General features: G+C 67.2%; 31 protein-coding genes. 11 read left to right on the top strand and 20 right to left on the bottom strand.

The window, feature by feature from the left end; translation table 11 throughout:
- Positions 1-169: 169 nt before the first annotated feature.
- Both ACZYZF_RS12260 and ACZYZF_RS12255 read left to right on the top strand, forming a co-directional pair.
- The gene (locus tag ACZYZF_RS12260) at positions 170-841 is read left to right on the top strand and encodes a FadR/GntR family transcriptional regulator (protein ID WP_463745914.1); all 672 of its coding nucleotides are present in this window, start codon (positions 170-172) and stop codon (positions 839-841) included.
- Positions 838-1,635, top strand: a complete 798-nt coding sequence (locus ACZYZF_RS12255) for an ABC transporter ATP-binding protein (protein ID WP_463745913.1) — start codon at positions 838-840, stop codon at positions 1,633-1,635. The genes ACZYZF_RS12260 and ACZYZF_RS12255 overlap by 4 nt, the downstream gene beginning before the upstream one ends.
- Here ACZYZF_RS12255 and ACZYZF_RS12250 read toward each other — a convergent pair.
- Complete coding sequence (locus tag ACZYZF_RS12250; protein ID WP_463745912.1) at positions 1,632-2,639, bottom strand: hypothetical protein; 1,008 nt, start codon at positions 2,637-2,639, stop codon at positions 1,632-1,634. The two genes, ACZYZF_RS12255 and ACZYZF_RS12250, sit on opposite strands and share 4 nt — an antisense overlap.
- Positions 2,629-4,290 carry an N-6 DNA methylase gene (locus ACZYZF_RS12245; RefSeq protein ID WP_463835810.1) on the bottom strand — a complete coding sequence of 554 codons (1,662 nt, stop codon included), beginning with the start codon at positions 4,288-4,290 and terminating at the stop codon, positions 2,629-2,631. Before ACZYZF_RS12245 ends, ACZYZF_RS12250 begins: the two co-directional genes overlap by 11 nt.
- Before the next feature lie 457 nt (positions 4,291-4,747).
- Here ACZYZF_RS12245 and ACZYZF_RS12240 point away from each other — a divergent pair, with 457 nt between their 5' ends.
- On the top strand, positions 4,748-5,158 hold the full coding sequence (locus ACZYZF_RS12240; RefSeq protein ID WP_463745910.1) for a hypothetical protein: 411 nt from the start codon (positions 4,748-4,750) through the stop codon (positions 5,156-5,158).
- A 425-nt stretch (positions 5,159-5,583) separates the two neighbouring features.
- Here ACZYZF_RS12240 and hisI read toward each other — a convergent pair whose 3' ends face one another.
- Genes hisI through hisD form a run of 8 tightly spaced genes read right to left on the bottom strand, consistent with a single transcriptional unit; the run spans position 5,584 to position 12,018 of the window.
- A complete protein-coding gene (hisI, locus tag ACZYZF_RS12235) occupies positions 5,584-5,925 on the bottom strand; it encodes a phosphoribosyl-AMP cyclohydrolase (protein WP_463745909.1) in 342 nt (113 codons plus the stop codon).
- 34 nt (positions 5,926-5,959) lie between these two features.
- Complete coding sequence (gene hisF, locus ACZYZF_RS12230; protein ID WP_463745908.1) at positions 5,960-6,745, bottom strand: imidazole glycerol phosphate synthase subunit HisF; 786 nt, start codon at positions 6,743-6,745, stop codon at positions 5,960-5,962.
- Positions 6,742-7,572 carry an inositol monophosphatase family protein gene (locus ACZYZF_RS12225; protein WP_463835883.1) on the bottom strand — a complete coding sequence of 277 codons (831 nt, stop codon included), beginning with the start codon at positions 7,570-7,572 and terminating at the stop codon, positions 6,742-6,744. Before ACZYZF_RS12225 ends, hisF begins: the two co-directional genes overlap by 4 nt.
- Entirely contained in the window at positions 7,569-8,303 is a 735-nt protein-coding gene (priA, locus tag ACZYZF_RS12220; protein ID WP_463745907.1) for a bifunctional 1-(5-phosphoribosyl)-5-((5-phosphoribosylamino)methylideneamino)imidazole-4-carboxamide isomerase/phosphoribosylanthranilate isomerase PriA, read from the bottom strand. Before priA ends, ACZYZF_RS12225 begins: the two co-directional genes overlap by 4 nt.
- Positions 8,300-8,917: an imidazole glycerol phosphate synthase subunit HisH gene (gene hisH / locus ACZYZF_RS12215; protein WP_463745906.1), complete on the bottom strand. Its 618-nt coding sequence runs from the start codon at positions 8,915-8,917 to the stop codon at positions 8,300-8,302. Before hisH ends, priA begins: the two co-directional genes overlap by 4 nt.
- Positions 8,914-9,522 (bottom strand): imidazoleglycerol-phosphate dehydratase HisB, encoded by a 609-nt coding sequence (gene hisB, locus ACZYZF_RS12210; RefSeq protein WP_463745905.1) that lies wholly within the window; start codon positions 9,520-9,522, stop codon positions 8,914-8,916. Before hisB ends, hisH begins: the two co-directional genes overlap by 4 nt.
- Complete coding sequence (locus ACZYZF_RS12205; RefSeq protein ID WP_463745904.1) at positions 9,519-10,658, bottom strand: histidinol-phosphate transaminase; 1,140 nt, start codon at positions 10,656-10,658, stop codon at positions 9,519-9,521. Before ACZYZF_RS12205 ends, hisB begins: the two co-directional genes overlap by 4 nt.
- A gap of 31 nt (positions 10,659-10,689) precedes the next feature.
- On the bottom strand, positions 10,690-12,018 hold the full coding sequence (hisD, locus tag ACZYZF_RS12200) for a histidinol dehydrogenase (protein WP_463745903.1): 1,329 nt from the start codon (positions 12,016-12,018) through the stop codon (positions 10,690-10,692).
- Between the two features lie 104 nt (positions 12,019-12,122).
- Here hisD and ACZYZF_RS12195 point away from each other — a divergent pair, with 104 nt between their 5' ends.
- Together ACZYZF_RS12195 and ACZYZF_RS12190 are read left to right on the top strand one after the other, a co-directional pair.
- The gene (locus ACZYZF_RS12195; protein WP_463745902.1) at positions 12,123-12,533 is read left to right on the top strand and encodes a nitroreductase family deazaflavin-dependent oxidoreductase; all 411 of its coding nucleotides are present in this window, start codon (positions 12,123-12,125) and stop codon (positions 12,531-12,533) included.
- 21 nt (positions 12,534-12,554) lie between these two features.
- Positions 12,555-13,190, top strand: a complete 636-nt coding sequence (locus ACZYZF_RS12190) for a LysE family transporter (RefSeq protein WP_463745901.1) — start codon at positions 12,555-12,557, stop codon at positions 13,188-13,190.
- Between the two features lie 115 nt (positions 13,191-13,305).
- Here ACZYZF_RS12190 and ACZYZF_RS12185 read toward each other — a convergent pair whose 3' ends face one another.
- A complete protein-coding gene (locus ACZYZF_RS12185) occupies positions 13,306-13,716 on the bottom strand; it encodes an SRPBCC family protein (protein WP_463745900.1) in 411 nt (136 codons plus the stop codon).
- A gap of 99 nt (positions 13,717-13,815) precedes the next feature.
- On the opposite strand from ACZYZF_RS12185, the gene ACZYZF_RS12180 reads away from it, so the two are divergent.
- A complete protein-coding gene (locus ACZYZF_RS12180; protein WP_463745899.1) occupies positions 13,816-14,637 on the top strand; it encodes a helix-turn-helix domain-containing protein in 822 nt (273 codons plus the stop codon).
- On the opposite strand, the gene nadC is transcribed toward ACZYZF_RS12180, so the two are convergent.
- Genes nadC through nadA form a run of 3 tightly spaced genes read right to left on the bottom strand, consistent with a single transcriptional unit; the run spans position 14,634 to position 18,132 of the window.
- Positions 14,634-15,491: a carboxylating nicotinate-nucleotide diphosphorylase gene (gene nadC, locus ACZYZF_RS12175; RefSeq protein WP_463745898.1), complete on the bottom strand. Its 858-nt coding sequence runs from the start codon at positions 15,489-15,491 to the stop codon at positions 14,634-14,636. The two genes, ACZYZF_RS12180 and nadC, sit on opposite strands and share 4 nt — an antisense overlap.
- Positions 15,491-17,092, bottom strand: a complete 1,602-nt coding sequence (locus ACZYZF_RS12170; protein WP_463745897.1) for an L-aspartate oxidase — start codon at positions 17,090-17,092, stop codon at positions 15,491-15,493. Before ACZYZF_RS12170 ends, nadC begins: the two co-directional genes overlap by 1 nt.
- Positions 17,089-18,132: a quinolinate synthase NadA gene (nadA, locus tag ACZYZF_RS12165; protein ID WP_463745896.1), complete on the bottom strand. Its 1,044-nt coding sequence runs from the start codon at positions 18,130-18,132 to the stop codon at positions 17,089-17,091. Before nadA ends, ACZYZF_RS12170 begins: the two co-directional genes overlap by 4 nt.
- A gap of 46 nt (positions 18,133-18,178) precedes the next feature.
- Here nadA and ACZYZF_RS12160 point away from each other — a divergent pair, with 46 nt between their 5' ends.
- The 4 genes from ACZYZF_RS12160 to ACZYZF_RS12145 are packed head-to-tail and all read left to right on the top strand — an operon-like array spanning position 18,179 to position 21,550.
- The gene (locus ACZYZF_RS12160) at positions 18,179-18,871 is read left to right on the top strand and encodes an NUDIX hydrolase (protein ID WP_463745895.1); all 693 of its coding nucleotides are present in this window, start codon (positions 18,179-18,181) and stop codon (positions 18,869-18,871) included.
- A 42-nt stretch (positions 18,872-18,913) separates the two neighbouring features.
- Positions 18,914-20,245, top strand: coding sequence for a lipase family protein (locus tag ACZYZF_RS12155; protein WP_463835809.1), 1,332 nt, complete (start codon positions 18,914-18,916; stop codon positions 20,243-20,245).
- Between the two features lie 30 nt (positions 20,246-20,275).
- Positions 20,276-21,091, top strand: a complete 816-nt coding sequence (locus ACZYZF_RS12150) for a DUF6597 domain-containing transcriptional factor (RefSeq protein ID WP_463835808.1) — start codon at positions 20,276-20,278, stop codon at positions 21,089-21,091.
- 48 nt (positions 21,092-21,139) lie between these two features.
- Positions 21,140-21,550, top strand: coding sequence for a VOC family protein (locus ACZYZF_RS12145; RefSeq protein ID WP_463745893.1), 411 nt, complete (start codon positions 21,140-21,142; stop codon positions 21,548-21,550).
- Here ACZYZF_RS12145 and ACZYZF_RS12140 read toward each other — a convergent pair.
- The 3 genes from ACZYZF_RS12140 to bioB are packed head-to-tail and all read right to left on the bottom strand — an operon-like array spanning position 21,531 to position 23,526.
- On the bottom strand, positions 21,531-22,271 hold the full coding sequence (locus tag ACZYZF_RS12140; protein ID WP_463745892.1) for a DUF2567 domain-containing protein: 741 nt from the start codon (positions 22,269-22,271) through the stop codon (positions 21,531-21,533). The genes ACZYZF_RS12145 and ACZYZF_RS12140 overlap by 20 nt on opposite strands.
- The gene (bsaP, locus tag ACZYZF_RS12135) at positions 22,268-22,507 is read right to left on the bottom strand and encodes a biotin synthase auxiliary protein BsaP (protein WP_064930455.1); all 240 of its coding nucleotides are present in this window, start codon (positions 22,505-22,507) and stop codon (positions 22,268-22,270) included. The genes ACZYZF_RS12140 and bsaP overlap by 4 nt, the downstream gene beginning before the upstream one ends.
- 11 nt (positions 22,508-22,518) lie before the next feature.
- A complete protein-coding gene (gene bioB / locus ACZYZF_RS12130) occupies positions 22,519-23,526 on the bottom strand; it encodes a biotin synthase BioB (RefSeq protein ID WP_463745891.1) in 1,008 nt (335 codons plus the stop codon).
- Positions 23,527-23,644: 118 nt separating this feature from the next.
- Here bioB and ACZYZF_RS12125 point away from each other — a divergent pair, with 118 nt between their 5' ends.
- On the top strand, positions 23,645-24,262 hold the full coding sequence (locus ACZYZF_RS12125) for a TetR/AcrR family transcriptional regulator (RefSeq protein ID WP_463745890.1): 618 nt from the start codon (positions 23,645-23,647) through the stop codon (positions 24,260-24,262).
- Positions 24,263-24,270: 8 nt separating this feature from the next.
- On the opposite strand, the gene ACZYZF_RS12120 is transcribed toward ACZYZF_RS12125, so the two are convergent.
- From ACZYZF_RS12120 to ACZYZF_RS12110, 3 genes are read right to left on the bottom strand one after another with little or no spacing between them, the layout of a single operon-like run.
- Entirely contained in the window at positions 24,271-24,780 is a 510-nt protein-coding gene (locus tag ACZYZF_RS12120) for a 2'-5' RNA ligase family protein (protein WP_463745889.1), read from the bottom strand.
- 1 nt (position 24,781) lies between these two features.
- Positions 24,782-25,459: a dethiobiotin synthase gene (gene bioD, locus ACZYZF_RS12115; RefSeq protein ID WP_463835807.1), complete on the bottom strand. Its 678-nt coding sequence runs from the start codon at positions 25,457-25,459 to the stop codon at positions 24,782-24,784.
- Positions 25,456-26,604 carry an 8-amino-7-oxononanoate synthase gene (locus tag ACZYZF_RS12110; RefSeq protein WP_463745887.1) on the bottom strand — a complete coding sequence of 383 codons (1,149 nt, stop codon included), beginning with the start codon at positions 26,602-26,604 and terminating at the stop codon, positions 25,456-25,458. Before ACZYZF_RS12110 ends, bioD begins: the two co-directional genes overlap by 4 nt.
- Positions 26,605-26,624 lie beyond the last annotated feature (20 nt).

The following is a 26,624-nucleotide window of genomic DNA, read 5'->3' as shown; positions in this document are numbered from 1 at the left end:
AATGCTGACGTCATCAGGGTGCCTTCGGTCGGATGGGTTTCGACCGGCGCGACACAGCCCCACGGCAGGGGGCCGGTCGATTCAGGCCCCGCCGCGGCGGCTAAGCAGGAGGACGCGCGTCATGATGCGTAGACTATACACAACTCCTCAGACAAGTAGACAGGTTGTGATGACGTCCCAAGTTCAGCGTCACCCGCTGGCAGCCCAGACCGCCCAGCTCCTCCTGACGCGCATCCGCCAGGGCGAGTGGCCGCTGGGCCATCGCCTTCCCGGCGAGACGACCCTCTCCACACAGCTCGGCGTGGGCCGCTCCACCCTGCGTGAAGCCATCCGTGAACTGTCCGGCAGGGGTGTGCTGGAGAGCCGCCAGGGCGCCGGGGTATTCGTGACGGCGCTCGACGCCGCCGAAGACTGGGACACCGTGCTGCGCCGCGCCACCATCGTGTCGGTGATCGAGGCACGTATCGCCATCGAAGCCGAGGCCGCCGCACTCGCCGCCACCCGGCGCACCCCTGCCGATCTGCGCGCGATCCGTCGCACCCTGGCCGCGCGCGGTGTGCTCGGCCAGTCGGTACCCGACCACGTCGACGCGGATATGGCGTTTCACCGAACGGTGATTGCCGCGGCCCACAATGACGTGCTGACCCAGCTGTTCGACGCCTTCCTCCCCCGGCTGCGCCTGGCGATGATCGACATGCTCAAGATCCGGCCGGTCGCGTCCGAACCCTGCGATCACGACCTGCACCAGCAGCTGGCCGACGCGATCGTCGCCCGGGATCCCGAGGCCGCCGCGGCCGCCAGCCGAACCCATTTGAGCTCATTGAAGGAGTCTTTCGCATGACGCCGGTCCTCGACATCGCCGATGTCACCTTCCGCCGTGACGGCAAGCAGATCATCGACGGCATCTCCCTGACCGTGCAGTCCGGTGAGCACTGGGCCCTGCTGGGACCCAATGGAGCCGGCAAGAGCACGCTGCTGGGTTTCTGTGCCGCCGTGACGTTTCCGACCTCGGGCACCGTGCGGGTGCTCGGCGGTCAGATGGGCCGCACCGACCTGGCGGTGCTGCGGCGCTCCATCGGTCACGTGAATCCGCGGCACCGCCTGCAGTACCCGCTCACCGTGCGCGAGGTGGTGCTTACCGGCATCACCGCCACCATCGACATCGCCGCGCACTGGACGCCCACCACCGAGCAGGCGCGCCGAGCCGAGGAACTGATCGACACCGTGGGACTCTCGGCCCGTACCGACGCGATCTGGCCGACACTGTCACAGGGCGAGCGGGGCCGCACCTTGATCGCACGAGCGTTGATCGCCGATCCTCAGCTACTCCTGCTGGACGAACCCACCACCGGCCTGGACGTCGCAGCCCGCGAACAACTACTGGAAACCCTTGACACACTGGATGACTCACACCCCGACATGGCCTCGATCCTGGTCACCCACCACCTCGAGGAGCTGCCAACCAGCACCACCCACGCGCTGCTGATCGCGCAGGGGCGCACCGTCGCCAGCGGCCCGGCCCGCGATGTCGTCAACACCGAGCATGTCAGCGAGGCCTTCGCTCACCCCGTGGTGGTCGGACATGAGGACGGCCGCTGGAGCGCGCGGGCCAAGGCCAGTTCGCGAGTGCTCTAAGCCTGGCGCTCGGGCTCGGTTGGGGTGTTGCGGCGTCGGCGCGCCTCGCGATGCCGGGTCACCGGAGTGGTGTCGATGACGCGGTTGACCATGGTCGCCAGAAAACGCGACGGCTGCAGCTCGGGCGGAACAACGTCATGCCGAATGGCGATGTCGGGCAATGCCGCCAAGGCCTCGTCGACAGCGGCTGTGGCAACGTCCACGATCTCGAACAGTGCGTCCGGCTCGGCCTTTTCGATGCTGTCGACTTCTTCGTCCGCGGATTCAACGACCTCGGAGTCGTAATCGATCATCACCAGCGCCACGGCGTGATAGGCGTCGTCCTCGGTGCCGAGCTTGCCCAGCAGGTCGATGAGCCACTCAGCCTTGTCCGGTTCCGTAGTCAGGATCGTCGAGCGCAAGCCGTAGACGAATCCCAGCGCCGACAACGGGTGGCGCAGGCGCAGATTCTTGGCGTCGCCGTAGCTTTCCTCGACACGGTTCGCGGCGTTCTTGCCGAAGCTGGAATCCATGCGTTTGGTGCTGATCAGCAATTCCGGGCCGGTGTCCCAGTCCGACATCACCACGTCGACCTGTTTCATGTAGTGCTTGCCCAACACGCTCGCGCTCGACGCGGCAACGCCTTTCATCGACCGCTTGAGCCGTTGCTCGATGAGGTGCCGCTCCTTCTGCGGCAGCGCTTCGAGCAGGCTGGCGATGGCGCCGGGCATGATCCGCGGATCGGTCGCCCTGGGCCACACCGCATCCGTATCGAACCCGGCGCGGCGCAACTCGTAGGCCAGCCACACATCGAGGGCCAGGGCCGGAACCCCGGTGGTGGACGGCGCATCCAGGAACAACGGCACCCCGAGCAGCTTCCGCAGAACCCGGAAATCGGGGACGAAGCTCAGATCGCCGGCCACCCGCACCCAGGGGTTGGTGTGCATGCCCCCGGGCGCGGCGTCAGCCACGATCCGGTCGAAGATGGCCCACGCAGTGGCTTTGGTCGACGGTTCAGCGGGCACGCCGAGACCTTACCGTCCGGCGCGTTGCCAATGAATCGCGCGCCGTCCGAACAGGTTCCAGGACGATCAGGGCCGGTAGTCCCAACGCGTCGTCGACGATGCGGGTCGCCTCCAGCAGTCCGCCGCGTTCCAACAGCGCGCCGACGCGACGACGCACCGCCCGCAGCTCGTCGGCGCGAGCCGCCACCAGATCAGGCGACGGAACCAGCCAACGGTCCGCCTCACGGGGTTCGATCTTGAGGATGCCGCCGCCGTAGGAGCGCCCCACGATCTCGGCGTGCAACACAGTCACCGAGTTCAGCGCGGCCAACCCCAGCAGGTCGCGGCCCAGCGTCCGCGGCCCCTCACGCAGGTACACGCCATGCACCGAATTGAGGTGATGTGCCTTGACCCGGTTGGTGATCAACCGCGGGGTGTCGGCGTTCATACAGGTCAGCAGCAAGTCGGCCGGATTCACCAGTGGGACCAGGTACCAGGGCCGGCGCACCCGGCACTTGTAGGCGAGATGCACGCCGGCGGCGTAACCGGCGTCGATGTAGCGCTGCGCGGCGCGCGACGGTTGCCCGAGCGGCCGGAACAGGTGGATGGACCGGCCGTCCTCCCCCAGTTTGTCCAGCTGGTCGGCGGTCAGTGTCAGCCCGCGAAGGTGCGCGCTGCCGGGCGGGGACAACGGCAGCAGATCGGTGCGCTGCAGACCCAGTTCACCGACGCGTTCCGGGGACAGCGCGAAGAAGCTGTTGTTGCCGGTCACCATGCCCAGAGTCGTGTCACCCCAACTCTCCAGCATCGTGAAATGCCCGTCGGTCTGCAGACCGTGGAGCGCGTCGACCGGTGCGTTGCCGATCAGCCCGCTGACCCATTTGTCGGCGGGATCGCGCGGCGACCAACGACGTTGTGCGAGTTCAGATGTCAGTGATGCCGCGTTGCGGGCCCGATGGATGACCGCGTGGTCACACGGACCGCCACCGTAGCCGTCTGCCAGCAGCAGCACCACGTCGGCCTCGGCCTCGGGAAACACCTGCTCGTCGAACATCACCAACTCGACACTGGTGAACCGCTCGAACAAGAACTTCCGTACTGCCGCCGCGTAGTTCACGCTGAGCAGCTCGGCGGGCAGCACCAGCGCCAGCCGGCCGCCGGGCCGCAGGAAGAGCGCGGCGTGCACGGTGAACGCCGCCCAACTCGAGGCCAGGCCCGACAGGGTGACGCCGGCTTTGAGCGCGGCCCGGCGCGATTGGGCCCGGGTGGCGCCGCGGAAGTCCTGATAACGGATGTAGGGCGGGTTGCCGATCACCGCGGTGTATTCAGCACGCGGGTCGATGGTGAAGAAATCGGCAGTCCTGATGCGGGCCGTGCCGCCGGCCGCGGCGACGCGCCTGCGTGCAGTGGCCGCGCTGGCCGCGTGGAGTTCCACTCCGTCAACCCTCGGCTGGATGGCCCCCAATTCGGTCAGCCTCGTGACGGCCTCGACCACGAACACGGCTTCCCCTGCCGCAGGCTCGAAGACCGCGTCATCAGCGGACCGGATGGCCCATCTGGTGAGGTAACGCGAAATCTCGGGCGGGGTGAAGAACGCACCGCGCGCTTTACGGGTCGCGGCGGTGTCGGTCATCCCGTCATTGTTGCCGATCGCCCCGACAAGTTCGGACATCGCAACGCGATGGTGCGTGATAAGGCGGCCACCGGATAGAACCCCGGTTGATCAGGATCGGGGTCCGGTGGCGGCGGAAGGTGCCAGCTGACCGAAAAGTTCTCAGGTTCGACCGGTGCGTTGATCCACCTCGCGAATGGGCCGGAGCTGAGGTCGTTACCGGCGTCAGGCTGGTCGATGATGTTAAGTTCGGATCGGTCTAATTCCGAGGTGCAACTGAGCGCGACGCCGGCGCGCGCCAGGGGTGACCGGCGATTGGCGCGTTTTCTGCCGCCGTCCCCAAGCTCGGGCACCCTAGCCCTGGCACCCTCAACTCCGACGCGCATCCTGCGCCAGGGCACATCATCGCTCCGCGAGGTTCGTGGCCGATTTGCGTCCTGCAACGACTCGTGGTTGTACTGTTTGCTGCACGGCGGCAAGGGGACAGCGCCGCTGGGCGTAGGCGGGGAAGCAAACAATGAAGACAGACAACATCATTCGTATTGCGCAAACCGTCCTCGCGTCCGCTGTCGCTGCGTTCGCGATATCTGTGGTGGTAGGCGGGCACTGGTGGGAAACCCCCGCCGCCCTTCCGCCGACGACCAATGTAGACGCCGTGGCTGCCCAGGTTGTGTCGCTGGCTCGCGCGCAGTTAGCGACCAGTGAGGGGACAAAGGATCTCGCTCTCACTCTGGGTGACGACCTGCAGCTGATCAACGTCGACCTCAACCAATACCGGGGTCTTCTCACCATCACCACGCCCAAAGGCACGCAGAAATACGTGCAGGTGAACGTTACGGCGGATCCGACCGGCGCAATGTTCTACAACATGGACGGCATGTCGCTGTCGAACTTGGTCGAAGCCGCCAACAAAGAAGACGCGAATTAATGACGATCGGCAGGATTTCAGTCGTGAACTTGTGGCGCAAGATGGTCTTAGTCGGCATCGCCTCAGCGACCCTATCGATGGTTGACGTAGCCGTCGCCAACGCCTACGACACCGTTGACTACGGGACGAATCGCGTGGCCTGCATGGCGGCAGAGAAACAACTAAAGGCCTCCGGTATCCGGTACGCGAATTGCTACGAAACGGGGCCAGGTCACTACTCCCTCGCCTGGGATGATTGACTACCGAACCGCTGAATCAGTGGCGTGTCGTCGGCTTTCGATACCGGCTGCGGAGGATTCGATGACCCACAAGACGACTTGGAGCGATCATGCGTGCCACCGCCACGGTGTTTTCCCGTGGTGGCGGCGTTCATGAGGCATTGGTTAACGCGACCTGCTAGGGCGGTCGTCAAACGAATCGAACCGTCAGTCGGAAAGCAGCACGTCCGCGTCGAAGCACGTGTGCGCCCCGGTGTGGCAGGCCGCACCGGTCTGATCGACCTCGAGCAACACCGTGTCGCCGTCGCAGTCCAAGCGGACCGAGTGCACGTACTGCGTGTGCCCGGATGTCAGGCCCTTGACCCACTGCTCGCCGCGGGACCGCGAAAAGTACGTGGCCTCACGGGTTTCCAAGGTACGGGCCAGCGCGTCGTCGTCCATCCAGGCGACCATCAGTACTTGACCGGTGGACCGCTCCTGCGCCACCGCACTGAACAAGCCGTCGGCGTTCCGCTTCAAGCGTGCCGCAATAGCCGGGTCGAGACTCATCGCGCCACACCTCGATCTGTCCTCTTCGCTGCGCTCATCGGACGATGATCCCTTCCGCCGCCATCGCCGCCTTCACCTCACCGATGGTCAGTTCCCGGAAGTGGAACACGCTGGCAGCCAGCACCGCGTCGGCGCCGGCCTGGACGGCCGGCGCGAAATCGGCCACCGCTCCGGCACCGCCGCTGGCGATCACCGGGACGCCCACCGCCGCGCGCACCGCACGCAGCATCGGCAGATCGAATCCGGCCTTGGTGCCGTCGCGGTCCATCGAGTTGAGCAGGATCTCGCCGACCCCGAGTTCGGCGCCGCGCACGGCCCACTCGATCGCATCGATGCCGGTGCCGCGGCGACCACCGTGCGTGGTCACCTCCCACCCCGAGCGGGTGGGCTGATCGCCGGCCGGCACGGTACGGGCGTCGACGCTGAGCACGATGCACTGGGAGCCGAACTGGCGGGCCATCTCGGCCAGGAGTTCGGGCCGGGCAATGGCGGCGGTGTTGACCGACACCTTGTCGGCGCCGGCACGCAGGAGCACGTCGACGTCGTCGACCGCGCGCACGCCGCCGCCGACGGTCAGCGGGATGAACACCTGCTCGGCGGTGCGCTTGACCACCTCGAGCATGGTGGCCCGGCCCGACGAGGACGCGGTCACGTCGAGGAAGGTCAGCTCGTCGGCGCCTTCGGCGTCGTAGGCCGCCGCGAGTTCGACGGGATCGCCCGCGTCGCGCAGGTTCTCGAAGTTGACGCCCTTGACCACCCGGCCGGCGTCGACATCCAGGCACGGGATGACCCTTGTCGCGACGTCACTGATGGTGTTCACAGGTAGTCCTCCGGATTGCCAGCGGATTTCACGAGTTCCAGCATGCGTTCGTGCACGCCGGGCGCGGCGGCCAGTGCCGACTTCGACTCGGCCGTCCACGGCTCACCGGCCAGGTCTGTCACGATCCCCCCGGCCGCGCGAACCAGCGCTACGCCGGCGGCATGGTCCCAGATGTGATGGCCGAAACTGATGGCTCCACCCAGGATTCCGGCTGCAACATAGGCCAGGTCCACTCCAGTGGCGCCGTGCATCCGCACGCGCGAGCACACCCGGCTGAGGTTCGACAGCACCTCGACCCGGTAGCGCCCGGGGAACCGGCCGCGGGAGTCGATGTTGAAGGTCTGGATGCCGATGATCGAGTCGGTCAGCGTCGGTGATCCCAGCGGTGGCAGCGCGGTGCCGTTGTCGCGCACCGGCCCTCCGGCGAGCGCCGAATAGCGCTGTCCGGTGAACGGCAGCCACGTCAGGCCGGCTACCGGCTCGCCATCGGCCAGCAGGCCGAGCAGGATCGCCGCCATCGGCGACCCGGCCGCGTAGTTGAACGTGCCGTCGATCGGGTCGAGAACCCACACCAACGGCGAATCGATCGGCTCACCGCCGAATTCCTCGCCGTGAACCCCGATCCCGGTGGCCTCGGTCAGCGCCCGCACCACCCGCCGCTCGATCGCGAGATCGACCTCGGTGGCGAAGTCGTTGCCCTGCTTGGTGACCGCGGAATCGGCGCGGTGCCCGGCGATGAACGGCACCGATGCCGCGTCGAGGATCTCGGTCGCCGCGGCAACCAGTGCGGCCAGCTTCGACGGATCCAGGTCACCCACCTCGCTTATCCGCTGACCGCGGCCAGTGCCTGCGGCAGAGTGAATCGTTCGGCGTAGAGCGCCTTCCCGACGATCGCGCCCTCGACACCATGGCCCGTCAGGGTGGCGATCGCCCGGAGGTCATCGAGGCTGGACACCCCGCCGGATGCGATCACCGGGGCGTCGGTGCGGTCGGCGACCGCGGCGAGCAGTTCCAGGTTAGGACCGGTGAGGGTGCCGTCCTTGGTGACGTCGGTGACGACGTAGCGCGAACACCCTTCGCGATCAAGACGATCCAGAACGTCCCACAGATCGCCACCGTCGGTTTCCCAACCGCGGCCGCGCAGCCGCCAGCTGCCGTTCTCGAACTGCACGTCCAGCCCGACCGCCACCCGGTCGCCATATTCGGCGATGGCACCGCGGCACCACTCGGGACTTTCCAGCGCCGCGGTTCCGATGTTCACCCGGGCACAGCCGGTGTCCATGGCGGCCTTTAAAGAGTCGTCATCGCGGATGCCACCGGACAGTTCGACTTTCACGTCGAGCTTGCCGACCAGATCAGCCAGCAGCTCGCGGTTGCTGCCCCGGCCGAAAGCGGCGTCCAGATCGACCAGGTGGATCCACTCGGCGCCGTCGCGCTGCCAGGCCTGCGCGGCCTCCAACGCCGAACCGTAGTCCGTCTCGCTGCCGGCCTTGCCCTGCACCAGACGCACGGCCTTGCCGTCCACCACGTCGACGGCAGGCAACAGAATTAAACTCACAGTCCCTCAACCCAATTCGCGAGCAGCGTCGCACCGGCGTCGCCACTCTTCTCCGGATGAAATTGCGTGGCCGACAACGCGCCGTCTTCGACGGCGGCGATGAACGGCACGTGATGCGTCGCCCAGGTAACCAATGCATCCGGGTTACCGGACCACTCCTGGGCGGCGTACGAATGGACGAAATAGAAACGCGTGGTGGCGTCGAGCCCCTTGAACAGCGTGCTGCCTGCCGCCGCGTCGACGACGTTCCAGCCCATGTGTGGGATCACCGGGGCCTCCAGCCGGGTCACCGAGCCGGGCCACTGACCGCAACCGGTGGACTCCGTCCCGAACTCCACCCCGCGAGCGAACAGGATTTGCATGCCCACACAGACGCCCAGAACCGGACGTTCGTTCTGCAGGCGGTCGGCGATGATCTTCTCGCCCCCGATCGCGCGGAGCCCGGTCATACAGGCCTCGAACGCACCGACACCGGGCACCACCAGACCGTCAGCCGCGGCCGCCGCGCCGGGATCTGCCGTGACCTCGACGTCGGCACCTGTGCGCTCCAACGCCCGCTGGGCCGAGCGCAGATTGCCCGATCCGTAGTCGAGCACGATGACTTTCTTTGTCACAGGGTGCCTTTGGTGGACGGGACGCCGGTTACCCGCGCGTCGTATTCGACGGCCTGACGCAGCGCGCGGGCCACCGCCTTGTACTGCGCCTCGGTGATGTGGTGCGGGTCGCGGCCGTACAACGTGCGCACGTGCAATGCGATGCGGGCATTGAATGCCAGCGATTCGAACACGTGCCGGTTGATCACGGTGTGGTACGGCGCGCTGGACCCGGCGATGGTGAACTCCACCATGAACTCGGGCTCTCCGGTGTGCACGAAGTAGGGCCGACCGGACACATCGACGGCCGCATGCGCGAGCGTCTCGTCCATCGGGATGAATGCGTCGCCGAACCGGCGGATGCCCTTCTTGTCACCCAGGGCCTGGCCCAACGCCTGGCCCAGCACGATCGCGGTGTCCTCGATCGTGTGGTGCCCCTCGATCTCGATGTCGCCCTTGGCGTGCACCGTGAGATCGAAGCTGGCGTGGGTGCCCAGCGCGGTCAGCATGTGGTCGAAGAACGGGACACCGGTGTCGATGTCGACGACACCGGTGCCGTCGAGGTCGATCTCGACGACGATGTCGGATTCCCTGGTCTTACGTTCGACCTTCGCGCGACGGGTCACGATGCTCCTACCGGGCTGTTGGCGGGCTGAAGTTCAGTGGCGGCGAGATCGGCGCTGGCTGCCAGGAACGCGTCGTTCTCCTCAGCCAGACCGATTGTGGTGCGCAGGAAGCCGGGGATGCCGACATCGCGGATGAGGATCCCCTTGTCCAGGTAGCGCTGCCAGCTGGCCGGGGCGTCGGCGAACTCGCCGAACAACACGAAATTCGCGTCGCTCGGGATCACCCGGTAGCCGAGTCGGGTCAGTTCGGCGCTCACCCGGTCACGTTCGGCGGCCAGAGTGGCGACGCTGGCCAGGGTGTCGTCGGCATGCCGCAGTGCCGCGCAGGCGGCGGCCTGGGTGAGCACCGACAGGTGATACGGCAGGCGCACGAGCAGCAGCGCGTCGATCACCGCGGGAGCGGCAGCCAGATAACCGAGCCGTCCGCCGGCGAAGGCGAACGCCTTGCTCATCGTGCGGGTGACGATCAGCTTGGCCGGGAACTCGTCGATCAGGGTGACTGCGCTGGGCTGCGACGAGAACTCGCCGTAGGCCTCATCGACGATCAAGATCCCACCGGTCATCGCCTCAAGCAGACGGCGTAGGTCGTCGACCGAAACGCTCTGTCCCGACGGGTTGTTCGGGCTGGCAACGAACACCACGTCGGGTGTGCGTTCCTTTACTGCCGCCACAGCTACGTCGACGGCAAGCCCGAAATCGTCAGCCCGGGCTGCCTGCAGCCACTCGGTCTGGGTGCCGTCGGAGATGATCGGGTGCATCGAGTACGACGGCACGAACCCGATCGCAGTACGTCCGGGCCCACCGAAGGCCTGCAACAACTGCTGCAGGATCTCGTTGGAACCATTTGCCGCCCAAAGATTGTCGATGGTGAGCTGCACCCCGGTGGCCGCCGTGAGATAGGTAGCCAGATCGGTGCGCAACGACACCGCGTCCCGGTCGGGATAGCGGTGCAGTTCGGCCGCGACCTCACGGACCGAGGCGGCGACGTCGTCGATGAGGGCCTGGGTCGGCGGGTGCGGGTTCTCGTTGGTGTTGAGCCGTACCGGAACCACCAATTGCGGTGCACCGTAAGGTGATTTCCCGCGCAGGTTCTCGCGCAGCGGCAGATCGGCCAGCGTCACATCTTGTGCGCTCATCAGCGTCCTCTGCTCTTCGCGCAAGCGCTCATCACCGCTCGAACCTCCGTCGTACCGCCTCGCCGTGCGAGGGCAGGTTTTCCGCCTTGGACAGCGTGATGACATGTCCGGAAACGTCCTTGAGTGCGGCCTCGTCGTATTCGACGACGTGGATGCCACGCAGGAACGTCTGCACGGACAGGCCACTGGAGTGCCGGGCGCAGCCGGCGGTAGGCAGCACATGGTTGGACCCGGCGCAGTAGTCGCCGAGGCTGACCGGAGACCAGGCGCCGACGAAAATGGCTCCCGCAGAACGGATCCGGCTGGCCACAGCGGGCGCATCTACGGTCTGGATCTCGAGGTGCTCGGCGGCGTAGGCGTTAACCACCCGCACCCCCGCCTCGATGTCGTCGACCAGCACGATCGCGGACTGCTTACCAGAGAGCGCCACCCGGACGCGCTCGACGTGCACGGTGGTGGCCAACTGGCGGGTGAGCTCGCGGTCGGTGGCTTCAGCCAGCGCTTCGCTGTCTGTGACCAGCACGCTGGCCGCCATCTCGTCGTGCTCGGCCTGGCTGATCAGATCCGCGGCGACGTGTACCGGATCGGCCGTGCCATCGGCCAAGATCGCGATCTCCGTCGGACCGGCCTCGGCGTCGATGCCGACCTGCGAGCGGCAGATCCGCTTGGCGGCGGTCACGTAGATGTTGCCGGGGCCCGTGATCATGTCGACCGGCGCGAGTTCGGCGCCATCGGTATCGGTGCCGCCGTAGGCCATCAGCGCCACTGCCTGCGCACCGCCGACAGCCCACACCTCTTCGACGCCGAGCAGTGCGGCGGCGGCCAGGATGGTCGGGTGCGGCAGGCCGTCAAATTCCGCCTGCGGCGGGCTGGCGATCACCAGCGAATCGACGCCCGCGGTCTGTGCGGGCACCACGTTCATCACGACACTCGACGGGTACACGGCGTTGCCGCCGGGCACGTACAGCCCGACACGCTCGACCGGCACCCAGCGTTCGGTGACGGTGGCACCGGGGGCCAGCGTGGTGGTGGTATCAGTGCGGCGCTGATCGGCATGCACGGTGCGAGCGCGGTCGATCGCGACCTGCAATGCAGCGCGTACGTCGGGGGCGAGCTCAGCCAGCGCGGCAGCCAATCGGGCAGCCGGCACCCGCACGGTATCGGGCCGGATGCCGTCGAACGTATGGCCGTAATCCAGGGCAGCCTTCGCGCCGTGCTCGGCGACGGCCTCCACGATCGGGCGGACCTTGGGCACCACTGCGTCCACGTCGACTCCGCCGCGGGGCAGCGCGGATCGCAGCTGCGCAGCGTTGAGTACGCGGTTACGCAGGTCGATTCGGGACATCTGAAACTCGGCCATCGGCTCAATTGTCCCTGATCAGTCCAGTTCATAAAAATCCGTCGCCCGCTGCCGCCGACACGGCCCACCGTAGGGTGGTCACAGACTGCCGAATGGAGCCCTAGATGTCAGCGAAAGACCATCCCAACGACGTTCCCGGTGTGCCGATGCTGGTGCCGCCCGCGCTGGAGCGGTTCCAGATCAAGTACATCAACCCGGCCCTCAGACCGCTCTCCAAGCGCCTGCCCGGGTTCACAGTGATCAAGCACCACGGCCGGAAGTCCGGAACGCCGTACGAGACCATCGTGACCAGCTACCGCAAAGGCAATACGCTGGCGGTTCTGCTGGCCCACGGAAAGACCAACTGGGTGAAGAACGTCCTGTCAGCCGGCGAGGCCGACGTGCACGTGTTCCGCGGCGACATCAAGATCACCAACCCCCGCGTCCTGCCCGCAGGCACCGACGATCCGACACTCCCGCGAATCGCCCGCATCGGCGCCCGCCGGACCGGCGTCTTCGTCGCAGATATCGTTTGACACACTCGCCAGACTGCATACATGACCTGGCAGATCTGGCTGGCGTTTCTCGGCGCGTCGATCGCCATCAGCGTGTCCCCCGGAGCCGGGGCGATTCTGTCGATGGCCACCGGCCTGACTCACAGCGTCCGCCGCGGCACGTGGAGCGTGGTGGGGCTGCAGATCGGACTGATGCTGCAACTGGTGTTGGTGGCCGTCGGGTTGGGCGCCGTCGTCGCCGGCTCGGTCCTGGCCTTCCAGATCGTCAAATGGCTGGGTGTGGCCTATCTGATCTACCTGGCGGTCCAGCAGTGGCGCAGCGCCTCGCAGGACCTGCGCGCCCGGATGGGCGGCACCGTCGAGCGGAGCCGGCTGGCATTGATGATGCGGGGCTTCCTGGTGAACACCACCAATCCGAAAGGCTTGGTGTTCCTGCTCGCCGTGCTGCCACAGTTCGTGGTGCCGACGGCGCCGCTGTTGCCTCAATACCTGACGATCGCGGCAACAATGGTCGCCGTCGACATCGTGGTGATGAGCCTCTACACCGGGCTGGCCGCACGGTTGCTCACCTGGCTGCAGACACCGCGCCAGCAGACCATCCTGGGCCGGGTGTTCTCCGGACTGTTCGCCACCGCCGCGGTGGTGCTGTCGCTGGTCCGCCGTGGCGCGACTGCCTAGGACCGCTCCGTCGTGCACTAAACCGAGGATTCCAGCCACATGTTGACCGAAATCCTCAGTTTAGTTGTCGAGGCCGGGCATGATCTGCGACCGGCGGACCCCACTTCGCGACTGCCTAGCTACCCGTCAAGCCCTCCAACGCGCCCTTGATGATCGGCGCTGCTTGCTCCATCGCAACCCGTAAGGGACCGGCGGCTTCGTGTGGCAGTACATCGCGGGACCAGAGGAAACGGCAGCGCTGTGGCCCTTCTGCCACCACCATCATCACGGCGTTGTCGTGCTCCGGTGGTGCGGTGTCGCCGATCAGTGAATATGCGATTCGGCTGGCCTGATCGTCGCGGCTGACCAGGCGCTCACGGGCGACGAAGCCATCGGCGAACGTCACGATCCGAATATCGCCGTCGGCCTCGGAGGATGTCACGAAGCCCGGCGCCATCCGCACCGGTCCGTCCGCCCAATCACCGATCACCTGCCACACGAGGGAACTGTCCGCTTCAACATCGAATTCAAGGTTGATCCATGCCATGGCACCAGTCTGGCCGGGCGCTGACCTCGTGTCTTGAACATTCTTGCGCGCTGTCGGCGTCGGCCCGGACTGTCGGTCCCGACGGCTACCGTGCAAGAGGTGTTGACCGCCGAGACCCTGATCGCGCGACCTGATTTCAGCGTCGCGACGTGGAACTGCACCGGCGGTGGTGCTGACTGGTCCGAGCCCGAGTGCCCCGTCGACGGACGGTTCGTGCTGGTGCGTTCGGGAGGCTTTCGCCGCCGCGGATCCGGCGATCCGGTGGAGCACGATGCAACGCTGGGCTACCTCGGCGAGCCCGGTGAAAGCGAGCAGTTCGCACATCCGCACGGGGGCGACGCGTGCACGTCAGTACAGCTCAACGCCCAGAACTGGTGGCAGCTCGCCGGCGATCCGGGACGGGCGGGGCCCGCTGCGGTGTATGTGGACGCCCGGCTGGAATTGACGCATCGACGGTTGCTGGCCAGCCATCAACACGATCCCGATTACGAACTTGCCGAGAACCTGGTGCAACTCGTGGGCACAGCGCTGCGCGCCGCCGCGCAACGACCGGTGCCGGCCGCCGATGCGCCGGGTCGGCCCGCCGACCGTCGGATGGTGGCTCAGGCGCGCGACGCCATCAGGCAGGACGATGACACAGCCGCGGGACTGTTCTCCCTTGCCGGTGCTCTCGGGGTCTCCGCGTACCGGCTGAGCCGATCGTTCAGCAATGAACTCGGAATCTCGGTGACGCGGTATCGCAACCGGGTGCGGGTCGGAAAGGCCCTCGACTTGCTGCAACGCGGTGAGTCCACAATGGCCGACGTCGCCGCCGGGCTGGGCTTCGCCGATCAGGCGCATTTGTGCCGGACAGTGCGCCAGCACACCGGCTACACGCCGACCGCGGTTCGGCGCGAATTGCGCCCGGTGTCCCCTCGTTAGGTGTCGAGACCGATGTCGAGCACCCGCACCGAATGGGTGAGAGCGCCGATCGCCAGGTAGTCGACCCCGGTGCCCGCGTACTCGGCAGCGCTGTCCAGGGACAGGCCTCCCGAAGATTCCAGCAGTGTCTTGGGCGAGCGCGTGTCCCGGCGCTGAACCGCGATCTGGGTCTGCCAGACCGGGAAATTATCGAGGAGCACCAGCTCCACGTCGGCGGCGAGCACGTCGTCGAGTTGCTCGAGGGAATCCACTTCGACCTCGCACGGCAGGTCCGGAGCCTCGGCCCGGACGGCCTTGAGCGCAGCCAGGACCGACCCTGCCGCGGCGACGTGGTTGTCCTTGATCAGTGCCGCGTCGCCGAGTCCCATTCGGTGGTTGACGCCGCCGCCGACGCGCACCGCGTACTTCTGCAGTGCCCGCATACCCGGCAGCGTCTTGCGCGTATCGCGGATCTTGGCGTGGGTGCCGGCCACCGCGTCGACCCAGGCCGCGGTCGCGGTGGCGATTCCTGACAGGTGACACATCAGGTTCAGCATGGTGCGCTCGGCGGTCAGCAGACCCCGGGTCGGCGCCTCGACGGTCAGGATCGCCGAACGGGCGTCCAACCGGACACCGTCCTCGACGCGGTCGATCACCCGGTAGCCGTCGGCACCGAGTACCTCGTCGAGGACCAGCAGGGCGATGTCGACACCCGCGGCCACGCCCGGCTCTCGGTTCACCACCGACGCTGTGGTCATCGCATCGGCGGCCACGGTGGCAAGGGTCGTGACATCGGGGCCGTAGCGCAAGTCCTCTTCGAGTGCCCGCGCGATCGTGGCCTGGGCCTCAGCCAACTCGGAATCCGAAAGTGCCATCAGCACACCGCCGTTGGGGCGTCGAGGGCAGGACGGCCGGCTACGGCACGAATCGTCACAGAATGCTCCTGAGCGGGATCGGTTTCGGGATGATCGCCACGATGGTGGCAACCCCGGCTCTCGGTGCGGGCCAGGGCTGAGACGGCAATCGCCTGTGCGGTTGCGGTGAGGGCCGCATCCTCGAAGCTGTGGCGAGTGGCGGGCTGTACGGATCCCGCGTCGGACAGGATTCCGTCGAGACGGCGCAGCCCCTCGGCGTCGCGCACCACCGAGGCACACTCGGACATGTTGCGCTGCAGGACATCTCGGTCAACAAAATCATGGCGGCGGTCCAGCGGTGCCTGCGCCCGCACCGAGCCCGCGGTACTCGCGTGCTCGGCAGCCGCCCGGCCGGCCCGGCCGCCGACGACCAGCCCTTCCAGAAGGCTGTTGGAGGCCAACCGATTGGCCCCGTGCATCCCCGTTCGGGCTACTTCGCCCGCGGCGAAAAGACCCGGCAGTTCGGTACGTCCGTGCACGTCGGTCACCACGCCGCCACAGCTGTAATGCGCACCGGGCACGACCGGGATGGGTTGGCGGGTCGGGTCGACGCCGGCTGCCGCGCAAGCCGCCGCCACCGTAGGAAACCGATTGGCGAACTGGGCCACACCCCGGGCGTCCAGGTACACGCACGGGTCACCGGTGACGCTCAGCCGGGCGTTGACGGCCGCGGCAACAACGTCGCGCGGGGCCAGGTCCCCCATCGGGTGCACCCCGTCGGTGACTGAATTACCGTGCGAATCAATGAGTATGGCGCCTTCACCGCGAAGCGCTTCGGTGATGAGCGGCCGCCGGCCACCACTGTTCGCGGCGTACAGCATCGTCGGGTGGAACTGGACGAACTCGATGTCGCGGACCGCAACGCCGGCCCACAAAGCCAGTGCGATGCCGTCGCCGGTCGAGCCACTGGGGTTCGTGGTCGCCTGGTACACGTGACCGAGGCCGCCGGTGGCCAGGATGACCGACGGTGCGTGCACGATGCCCAGGCCGTCCTCGTTGTGGACCAGCACTCCGGTCACGCCACTGTCGTCGCGCAGGACCTCGTACGCCACATGGTCACGTCGGATGTCGAGTTCGGCCGCCGCCGAATCGAGCGCCCGCTGCACCTCGGCCCCGGTCGCGTCGCCGCCGGCGTGAATGATCCGGCGTCGGGTGTGCCCGCCCTCTCGCGTCAATGCCCAGCGCCCGGGAGCGGTCTCGTCGAACTGGGCGCCGTCGGTCACCAGATCGGCTACCGCGCCGTACCCCGCCGCGACGATCGAGCGCACGGCGTCCGGATCGCACAGGCCACCACCGGCGGCAACGGTGTCCGCGACATGGGCCTCGACCGAGTCGTCGGTGTGCGGCAGAACCACGGCGATCCCGCCCTGGGCATGAAAAGTCGCCGTCTCACGGGCCTTGCTCAAAACCACCACCCGGCGGCCACGGCGATGCGCCGCCAAGGCCGCCACCAGTCCGGCGACACCGGTGCCGACCACAACGACGTCAGCACGCTGCTGCCACAGCGTCGAACTGCCGCAGGCGAAGCGGCTCGGTCCCCGGGCGCTGCCCGTCGGAGTCATTCGCCGCCGCCGGGCTGACCAATCGCTATCATCCGCTGCACGCTGGCACGACCCAGCCGGGCGGTTTCAGGATCGACATGCACCTCGTCGGCACCCTCGATCAGGCAGCGCAGCAGCGCGGCCGGAGTGATCATCTTCATGTAGCTGCACGAAGCCCGGTCGTTGACGGCCAGGAAGTCGACTTCCGGTGCGGCCCGGCGCAACTGGTGCAGCATGCCGACCTCGGTGGCGACGAGAACCTGCTTCGCCCGGGTCTGCCGCGCCGCGTCGAGCATGCCACCGGTGGACAGGATCTTCACCCGATCCTCGGGAACCGCGCCCTCACCCGCCAGGTAGAGCGCCGAGGTGGCACAACCGCATTCGGGGTGCACGAAGAGTTCGGCGTCGGGGTGTGACCGCGCCTGGGCCGCCAACTCGTCGCCGTTGATCCCGGCGTGCACGTGGCATTCGCCGGCCCAGACATGCAGGTTCTTGCGGCCGGTGACGCGACGCACGTGCGCTCCCAGGAACTGATCCGGGCAGAACAGCACCTCACGGTCCTCGGGGATGGACGCCACGACCTCGACGGCATTCGACGACGTGCAGCAGATGTCTGTCAGCGCCTTCACCGCTGCGGTGGTGTTGACGTAGGACACGACGACCGCGCCCGGGTGCTCGTCCTTCCACTCCTGCAGTTCGTCGGCGGTGATCGAATCGGCCAGTGAGCAACCAGCCCGCTGGTCCGGGATCAGCACCGTCTTGTCAGGGCTGAGGATCTTGGCCGTCTCGGCCATGAAGTGGACACCACAGAACACGATGGTGTCTTCGGGGGCCTCGGCGGCGATGCGCGAGAGCGCCAGGGAATCGCCGACGTGGTCGGCGACGTCCTGGATGGCCGGCAGCTGGTAGTTGTGCGCCAGCAGCGTCGCGCCGCGCAGGTCGGCCAACCGGCGGATCTCAGCGGCCCATTGCTCGTCGCCGTCAACGCCGGAATAGCCACCGGGACCATCGACGATCTGTTCTGCCAAGCCCCCCGAGAGGGTGTCATTGAGAGCGGTCACGCCGACCTCCTCCACTACGTCAGGTTTTCGACTTATAATCGAAAACATGCCACATCGTAACACCGCGCACGAAGTACTCGCCGCTGTGTTCCAGGTTCGCGGTCTCGACACCCGGCAACCCGCCCTCAACGTGCTGTTATGGCAGCGGGCACTGGACCCGGAGCGGGGCAAATGGTCGCTGCCGGGCGGTCAACTGGAGGACGACGAGGACCTGATCAGCTCGGTTCGGCGTCAGCTGGCAGAGAAGGTCGACCTGCGTGAACTTGCCCACCTCGAACAACTGGCCGTGTTCTCCGATCCACATCGGGTTCCTGGCGTGCGCACCATCGCATCCACATTCCTGGGCCTGATGCCCTCCCCCTCGACCCCAGCCCTACCGCCGGACACCCGGTGGCATCCGGTCAGCGACCTGCCCCCGATGGCCTTCGACCACGCGCCGATGGTCGAGCACGCGCGCAACCGGCTCGTGGCCAAGATGTCGTATACCAACATCGGATTCGCTTTGGCACCAAAAGAATTCGCCCTGTCCACGCTGCGGGACATCTACAGCGCCGCGCTCGACTATCAGGTCGACGCGACTAACCTGCAGCGAGTCCTAGAACGCCGCAATGTCATCACCCGCACGGGCACCACCGCTCGATCGGGCCGCAGCGGCGGACGCCCCGCAGCGCTCTACCGCTTCACCGAATCCCGGTACCGCGTCACCGACGAATTCGCCGCACTGCGCCCGCCTGGGTGAGTCGGCTGGCTTCTTAGACCCTCCTTAAGTAACAATGCCCTGATGGACTTGGGCAGCGCGGCCACCGCCACCAGAGCCGAATGGATCGGTCGAGCACCTCACGAGGATCTCGACCCGACCGCTCGCCCCCTGCTCCCCCACAAGGATCCGTTCTACGACCCGCCGGCGGGGTTCCAGCACGCCGTACCAGGCACCGTCCTGCGCAGCCGCGACGTCGAGCTGGCCTTTCTGGGCCTGATCCCGCAGCGCCTGCAGGCAACACAGCTGCTGTACCGCTCCACCGACCGCAACGGCATCCCCGAAGCCGCCGCCACCACCGTCATCGTCCCGGTCGACGCCGCCCCGGACTGCCCGGTGGTGTCCTACCAGTGCGCGATCGACGCCATCTCGGCCCGGTGCTTCCCGTCCTACGCGCTGCGCCACCACGCCAAGGCCACCGGTTCCCTGGCCCAACTCGAATTTCTGCTGATCTCGGCCGCCCTGGCCGAGGGCTGGGCGGTCTCGGTGCCCGACCACGAGGGCGTCAACGGCATGTGGGGCGCGCCCTACGAGCCCGGCTATCGAGTACTCGACGGACTGCGGGCAGCGATCAACACCGAACAGCTGTCGTTGTCACCATCGACGCGCATCGGTCTGTGGGGATACTCCGGCGGCGGTCTGGCCAGCGCCTGGGCCGCCGAGTTGGCCGGCAGCTATGCCCCTGAACTCAACATCGTCGGCGCCGTCCTCGGCTCCCCCGTCGGCAACCTCGGAAACACCTTCCGCCGGCTCAACGGCACCGTGTTCTCCGGGCTCCCGGCACTCGTGGTGGCCGCCCTCGCCGACATCTACCCCAACCTCAACCGCGTCATCGCCGAGCACGCCACCACCGAGGGACGCAAAGTCCTCGATCGGCTGCACCGGATGACCACCGTGGAGGCCATCGTGCGGATGTTCCGCACCGATATGGCCGACCTGGTCGACCTGCCTCTGGAAGAGATCCTCGACGGGCCCGAGGTCACCGAGGTGTTCCAGGACACCAAACTCGGCGTGGCCGTGCCCGTCCCGCCGGTTCTGATCGTGCAAGCGGTGCACGACGAGATCATCTCGGTCGACGACATCGACGAACTCGCCTACACCTATCTGGCCGGCGGCGCCGACGTGACCTACCACCGCGACATGTTCAGCGAACACCTTCTGCTGCACCCGTTCTCGGCACCGATGGCGCTGCGTTGGCTGACCGACCGGTTTGCCGACCGCCCGTTGACCGCCAACATCGTGCGGTCCAAGTGGCCGGCGCTGCTCAACCCGATCACCTACATGGGTATGGCCCGATTGGCCGGAATAGCCACCAAGGTCGCCCTGGGCCGGACGGTTCAGCGACGCCCGCTCTGATCTGCCGAAAGGCTGGCAGAATGGGGGTAGATGCGTTACATCCGTCAGCCCCCGACGGTGGCCTTGCGCGACAGCGCCGACCACCTGTGGTGCATTGCGGACGGACCGACGTACTCGGCCGAACGGATCTTGCCCACCGGGACGGCCGAATTGGTCATCAATCTCGGTACTGACGTCATCGCCATCACGAACCATCAAGTATCACAACGCCTTTCGGGAACCGTGGTCTCAGGTCCTTACACCAGGCCGTTCGATATCGACCCACGCGAACACACCGCCATGGTGGGGGTGCATTTCAGGACCGGCGGTGTCCGTACAGCCCTCGGAGTCGCATCGCACGAACTGCTCGGGTCGCATGTCGATCTCGACGCGTTGTGGAACAGCGCAGCCCGCGACCTCCGCGCCGAGATCTGCGAGAACAAGTCGGTCACACAACGTTTTGCCGTGCTCGAACGGGCATTGCTCACCCGATTACGCGGTGGCGGCGCACTGACACGTGAAGTGGCCTTCGCCGTCAACGCGCTCAGCCACAGCCGCCAGCCCTCGATCGCAACGCTCGCGCGCGAAGTGGGCTTCAGCCACCGCCGGCTGATCCAGCTGTTCACCACCCAGGTCGGCATGCCGCCCAAGCGGTTCGCCCGCCTGCAACGGTTCCGGCGCGCACACGACGCCATCTCATCAGCGGTGTCCCCGCCGGACTGGCCTATCTTCGCCATCGACCACGGATACGCCGACCAGCCCCACATGATCCGCGAGTTCCAGGAATTCTCCGGAATGACTCCCGGGGAGCAACTACGCCAAAGTCGATATGTGGCGAAGGACGACCACATCGCGCTCAGGCCGTAGGTCAATTTCGTTCAATACATCGGCCGCGAAGTTCGGCAGACTGCGGTCATGTCTGGACACATCACTTACCGCACCGGGGCGGTCCGCTACCAGGTCACCGACGTCGAGCGCGCGATCGCCTTCTACACCGAGCACCTAGGGTTTGATGTCGCCCTCCGCGGAGGACCGGCCTTCGCGTCCGTGGTCAACGGCAATCTCACCCTGTTCTTGAGCGGGCCGGGCAGCTCGGGCGCACGTCAACTGCCTGACGGGACTCCACAGATCTCTGGGGGCTTCAACCGATTCGTGCTCGAGGTCGATGACCTCGACGCTGCCGTCACCGAGTTGCGCGGCGCCGACGTCGCGTTTCGCAACTTAGTCGAGACGGGCCCCGGCGGACGCCAGATCCAGGTCGACGACCCCGACGGCAATCCCGTCGAGCTTTTCGAACCAGCAGCCGTCAGGCGCCCGGCGGACTGACCACCGGCGGGATCACCGGATAGGTCGGCGTCTGTACCGGAGGCCAAGCGCCCAGATCGTCGCGCACCGTCGAGACCGCGATCAGCGCGTAGACCATGGCCGCCGCGGCCGCCGGGAACAGGATCGTGCCCGCAATCTGCAGCGGCGTGTGCCCGAAGAAAACCGACGCCGCCTCCACCACATAGTGGACCCGGTGTTCGGGGGTGACTGGCGCACCCGCGATGTCGAGCGAGCCGAACCGCACGTGAGCCAGCGCCACACCGACGCCGGCAGCGGCCCCGGTGGCCAACGCACAACCGGCGCCCAATGCAGCGACCAGAACCGGCCCGCGATGCGGGGCCCACTGCCACAGCGCCACCGCGGCCACGACTGCCAGCACGACGAGCATGCCGACGAACATGAATGCCGACGTGAAGAAATGGTCGGATTCGCTGCCGAGATAGGCGTGCACCCGCTCACCGCTGCGGGTCAACGCGACCACCCCGTGCACACCTGGGGCCAGCCAAGCCCACAGCGCGCCGAGCACCACACCCGCCACCGCGAGGGCGACCATCACGATTAGCACTGCCCGTCCCCGCGAAACACGGGGTGCGCCAGGGAAATTAGCGGGAACCGGACCGGCCGGGGCAACCCGCTCTTCGCCCGAGAGGCTCATCGGTGCCTTCTGCTCTTCGCCCGAGAGGCTCATCGGTGCCTTCTGCTCTTCGCCCGAGAGGCTCATCGCCGCGTATCCAGGTCCATCGAATCAACCTGCCCATGCCGCGAACACTTGGCCCACCACCCAGTCGGCCGCACCTGGACGATCATCCGGCGACCGCACTCGGCACAGAACCGGGGCGGTTCAAGGCCGAGCTGGGCGGCGGTGGGGACGACGTTCCCGTCCGCCGCGTCCGCCTGGACCCCGGTGTAGACGTTGTATAGGCCGGCGCCGACGGGCGCGGGCAAGTCTTGAACCATCACCACCAGTTCTACAGGCTGGCGTTCAGCGCCTTGATGGGCATCTGCAGATCGTCGAGCAGTTCCAGGTCCGACTCGGCCGGGCGGCCCAACGTGGTCAGGTAGTTGCCGACGATGACGGCATTGATGCCGCCCAGGATGCCCTGCTTGGCGCCGAGGTCACCGAGGGTGATCTCACGGCCACCGGCGAAACGCAGCATGGTGCGCGGCAGAGCCAGGCGGAACGCGGCGACGGCCTTGAGCGCCTCCGACGCCGGCAGCACCTCCAGATCGCCGAAGGGCGTGCCCGGGCGCGGGTTGAGGAAGTTCAGCGGCACCTCGTGCGGGTTCAGCTCGGCCAGGTTGGCGGCGAACTCGGCACGCTGTTCGAGCGTTTCTCCCATGCCGAGGATGCCGCCGCAGCAGACCTCCATGCCGGCCTCGCGCACCATCTCCAGCGTGCCCCAGCGCTCCTCCCACGAGTGGGTGGTGACGACGTTGGGGAAATACGACTGCGCGGTCTCCAGGTTGTGGTTGTAGCGGTGCACGCCCATGTCCTTGAGGCGGTCCACCTGCTCCTGGGTCAGCATGCCCAGCGAGCACGCGATCTGGATGTCGACCTCGTTGCGGATCGCCTCGATACCTGCGGCCACCTGGGCCAGCAGCCGCTCGTCGGGACCGCGCACAGCGGCAACGATGCAGAACTCGGTGGCACCGGTTTTGGCCGTCTGCTTGGCCGCCTCGACCAGGCTGGGGATGTCGAGCCAGGCGCTGCGCACCGGTGAGGCGAACAGACCCGACTGCGAACAGAAGTGGCAGTCCTCCGGGCAGCCGCCGGTCTTGAGGCTGATGATGCCCTCGACCTCGACCTCGGGGCCACACCACTTCATCCGGACCTCATGGGCCAGGGCGAGCAGCTCTTCGAGTTGGTCGTCGGGGAGCTGCAGCACCTGCAGGGTCTGGTCTTTGTCGAGGCCGACGCCACGCTCCAGAACCTGCTCGCGAGCTACGCCCAATACGTCCACGGCTGCCTGCGTCACGAAATGTCCTCCTGTGGATCATGTGGTCGGCGGGCCGACACTTGAACACGTCGGCGGGCCGACACTTGAACACGTCGGCGGGCCGACACTTGAACACCGTTCAGGCTAGGGTAACGGTGTGCAACTCCACAAACCCGACGTGGTGGATGCGGCGACGGCCATCCTCGACAATTACGGCATCGCCGATCTGACGATGCGGCGCCTGGCCCGTGAGCTCAACGTCAGCCCGGGTGCTTTGTACTGGCATTTCGCCAACAAACAGGAACTGCTCGGCGCGGTCGCCGACCGCATCCTGCAGCCCGTCGGCGTCGAGGACAACACCACAGCGTGGCCGAGCCGGATCCACCAGATCTGTGTGGCGTTACGTGACGCGCTGCTGTCACACACCGACGGAGCCGAGTTGGTGTCGTCCAGCTTCGCGGCCGGGCAATCCCAGATCGTCGGTGGAATCGTCACACAGCTTGCCGAGGCCGCCCAGCGTGCCGGCGTGATGTCACCCGACGACGAGTTGGCCGCGAGGACGGTGCTCTATTACGTGCTGGGCTTCACGGCCGACGAGCAGTCCCGGCTGCAGTGGGACGCCGCCGGAGCACTGGTCGACGATCAGTCGGTGATTCACCGCGACACGTCACGGCAGTTCGCGTTCGGCCTGCAGTTGCTGGTCGACGGATTGGCGGTGCGCGGTACGAGCACGCTCAGCGCCGGACCCGACATCCTGCAGCGCGGCCGGAGCTGACCGTCCCGTCAGCCAATCGCGTATTCGACGCGTTCGTCGCCATCCCAGTGCCGTAGTCCGGTGACCTGGCCGACGATCTCTGCGGGCCGTCCGGCGATCCGCACGGCCGTGGACAGACTTGCCGGCGCGATCCGCCGGGCCAGTGTGACGTGTGGGGTCCAGTTCCCCGGTTCGGTGTGCGGCATCGGAGCCGGGTCCATGAACGGCAGGCACCGCCGATACGCCTCGGCCTGGATTTCGAGCAGCTCATCCGTCGGGACCAGCAGTCGCGCCAATACTCCGGCCGAGTGCCCGAAGATCAGCGTCGCGCCGAGGCGGCACGGCAGCGGGAACCGGTCGACGAGTTCGGTGAGCACGGCATCGGCCCCGGTATCGATGTGCTGTGCGACAGTCAGCGTCGCGTGGGGCCGGCTGGCCGGCGCCTGGCTTGGAATATCCTTGTTGCGCAACGTGTCCCAGATGCCGCGGACCACGGCTTCGGTATCGGGGTCGAACACCAGCTCCACGGAGTGCACCACGTCAGGTCAGACCGATCAGCCAGTCCGGGTCGAACGCCTCGGCGCATATCTTCTCGAACTCGGCCACACTGGCGGTTCCTGCCCCCGCCGGCAGCACCGCGCGCAGCGGCGCCAGTTGCGCCAGCGATTCTCGGTTGCCCGACTCCGCCACGCCGGGGTTCTCGGGCCACGCGCCGATGACCAGACCGGCGCAGGTAATGCCCTGCCCAGCAAGTGATTCCAACGTCAATGCGGTGTGGTTGAGCGTTCCCAACCCCGCGGACACAACCACCAGGACGGCAGCGGAGAGCTCGGAGGCCACGTCACGCAGCGTGACACCGTCGGCGCCCAACTCGACCAGAAGGCCACCGGCGCCCTCGACCAGAGTCAGCCCGTCGGCAACCTCGGCGTCACGCACCGCCCCCACCAGCTCGGCACTCGTCGGCAACGGAAGTCCGGCACGCTGCGCGGCCGCCGCCGGCGCCAGCGGCTCCGGATAGCGCCATCCCCCATGCAAGTTCGCCACGCCGGACAGCCGGTTCACCTCAGCGAGGTCGTTGTCACCGTCGGCAGTGCCGGTCTGTACCGGCTTGCACACCGCGACCTCGATCCCGGCCAGCCGGGCCGCGCAAGCCAACGCGGCGGTCGTCACCGTCTTTCCGACGCCGGTGTCGGTTCCGGTGACGACCAGCGTGCTCACAACCGGGCCCCGGACAGGACTTCGGTCAGCACCTGACGGGCCAAGCTCATCTCGTCGGCGGTCAGCGAGGCTCTGGCGGTCAGACGCAGCCGCGAGGTTCCCTCGGGAACCGTCGGCGGACGGAAACATCCCACCCGGACGCCGCGCTCCAGGCAGGCGGCGGCCGCAGCCACCGCGACCTCCGGCTCGCCGAGGATCACCGAGACCACCGCAGAATCGGGCACCGCGGTGCCACCGGAAATCCGGGCCAGCTCGGCGGCGTGGTCCAGCACGGCCTGCGCCCGCCGGGGCTCGGCGATCAGTACCCGCAGCGCAGCCAAGGCCGCACCGACGGCCGCCGGCGCCAGTCCGGTGTCGAAGATGAACGGGCGTGCCGCATCGATCAGGTGCGCGCGCACCGCCTCCGGGCCGAGCACCACTCCGCCCTGGCTGCCCAGCGCTTTCGACAGCGTCGTCGTCATCACCACGTCCGGCGCCCCGGCCAGCCCGACCTCGTACAGCAGACCCTGCCCACCCGGCCCGCGCACGCCGAGCCCGTGCGCCTCATCGACCAGCAGCAGTGCTCCGTGGCGGCGGCACACCCCGTGCAACTCGCGCAGCGGCGCCAGCACCCCGTCTGTGCTGAACACCGATTCGGTCAGCACCACCGCACGTTTCTCGGTACGTGCAGAGAGCACGGCCTCCACCGCTTCGACGTCACGGTGCGGAGTGACATTGACCCGGGCACGGGACAGCCGACACGCATCAACCAGAGAGGCGTGGGTCAGAGCGTCGGACACCAGCAGCGAACCCGGACCGGACAACGCGACAACGGCGCCCAGGTTCGCTGTGTAGCCCGACGAGAAGACCAATGCCGACTCGGCACCGACGAACGTCGCCAGCGCGGTCTCGAACTCTTCGTGCAACTCGGTGTTTCCGGTGACCAGCCGCGATCCGCCGGCGCCGGCTCCCCAGGTGCGCAACGCTTCGATGCCCCCGTCGAGCACCTCGGGATGTTGAGACAGCCCGAGATAGTCGTTGGAGGCCAGATCCAGTTCCGTTGCCACAGCCGGGCGGGTACGCAGCTCACGACGAAGCCCCGCCTGCCGGCGCTGTGCTTCCACATCGGCCAGCCAGGCCAGCGGTGATAGATCGGTGCGCGTCACGGTTGCTCCTCGCGGCAATT

This window comes from Mycobacterium sp. IDUB_24 (assembly GCF_055419385.1).
The sequence above is the reverse complement of the archived record's forward strand: the minus strand, read 5'-3'. Positions and strand labels throughout refer to the sequence as shown.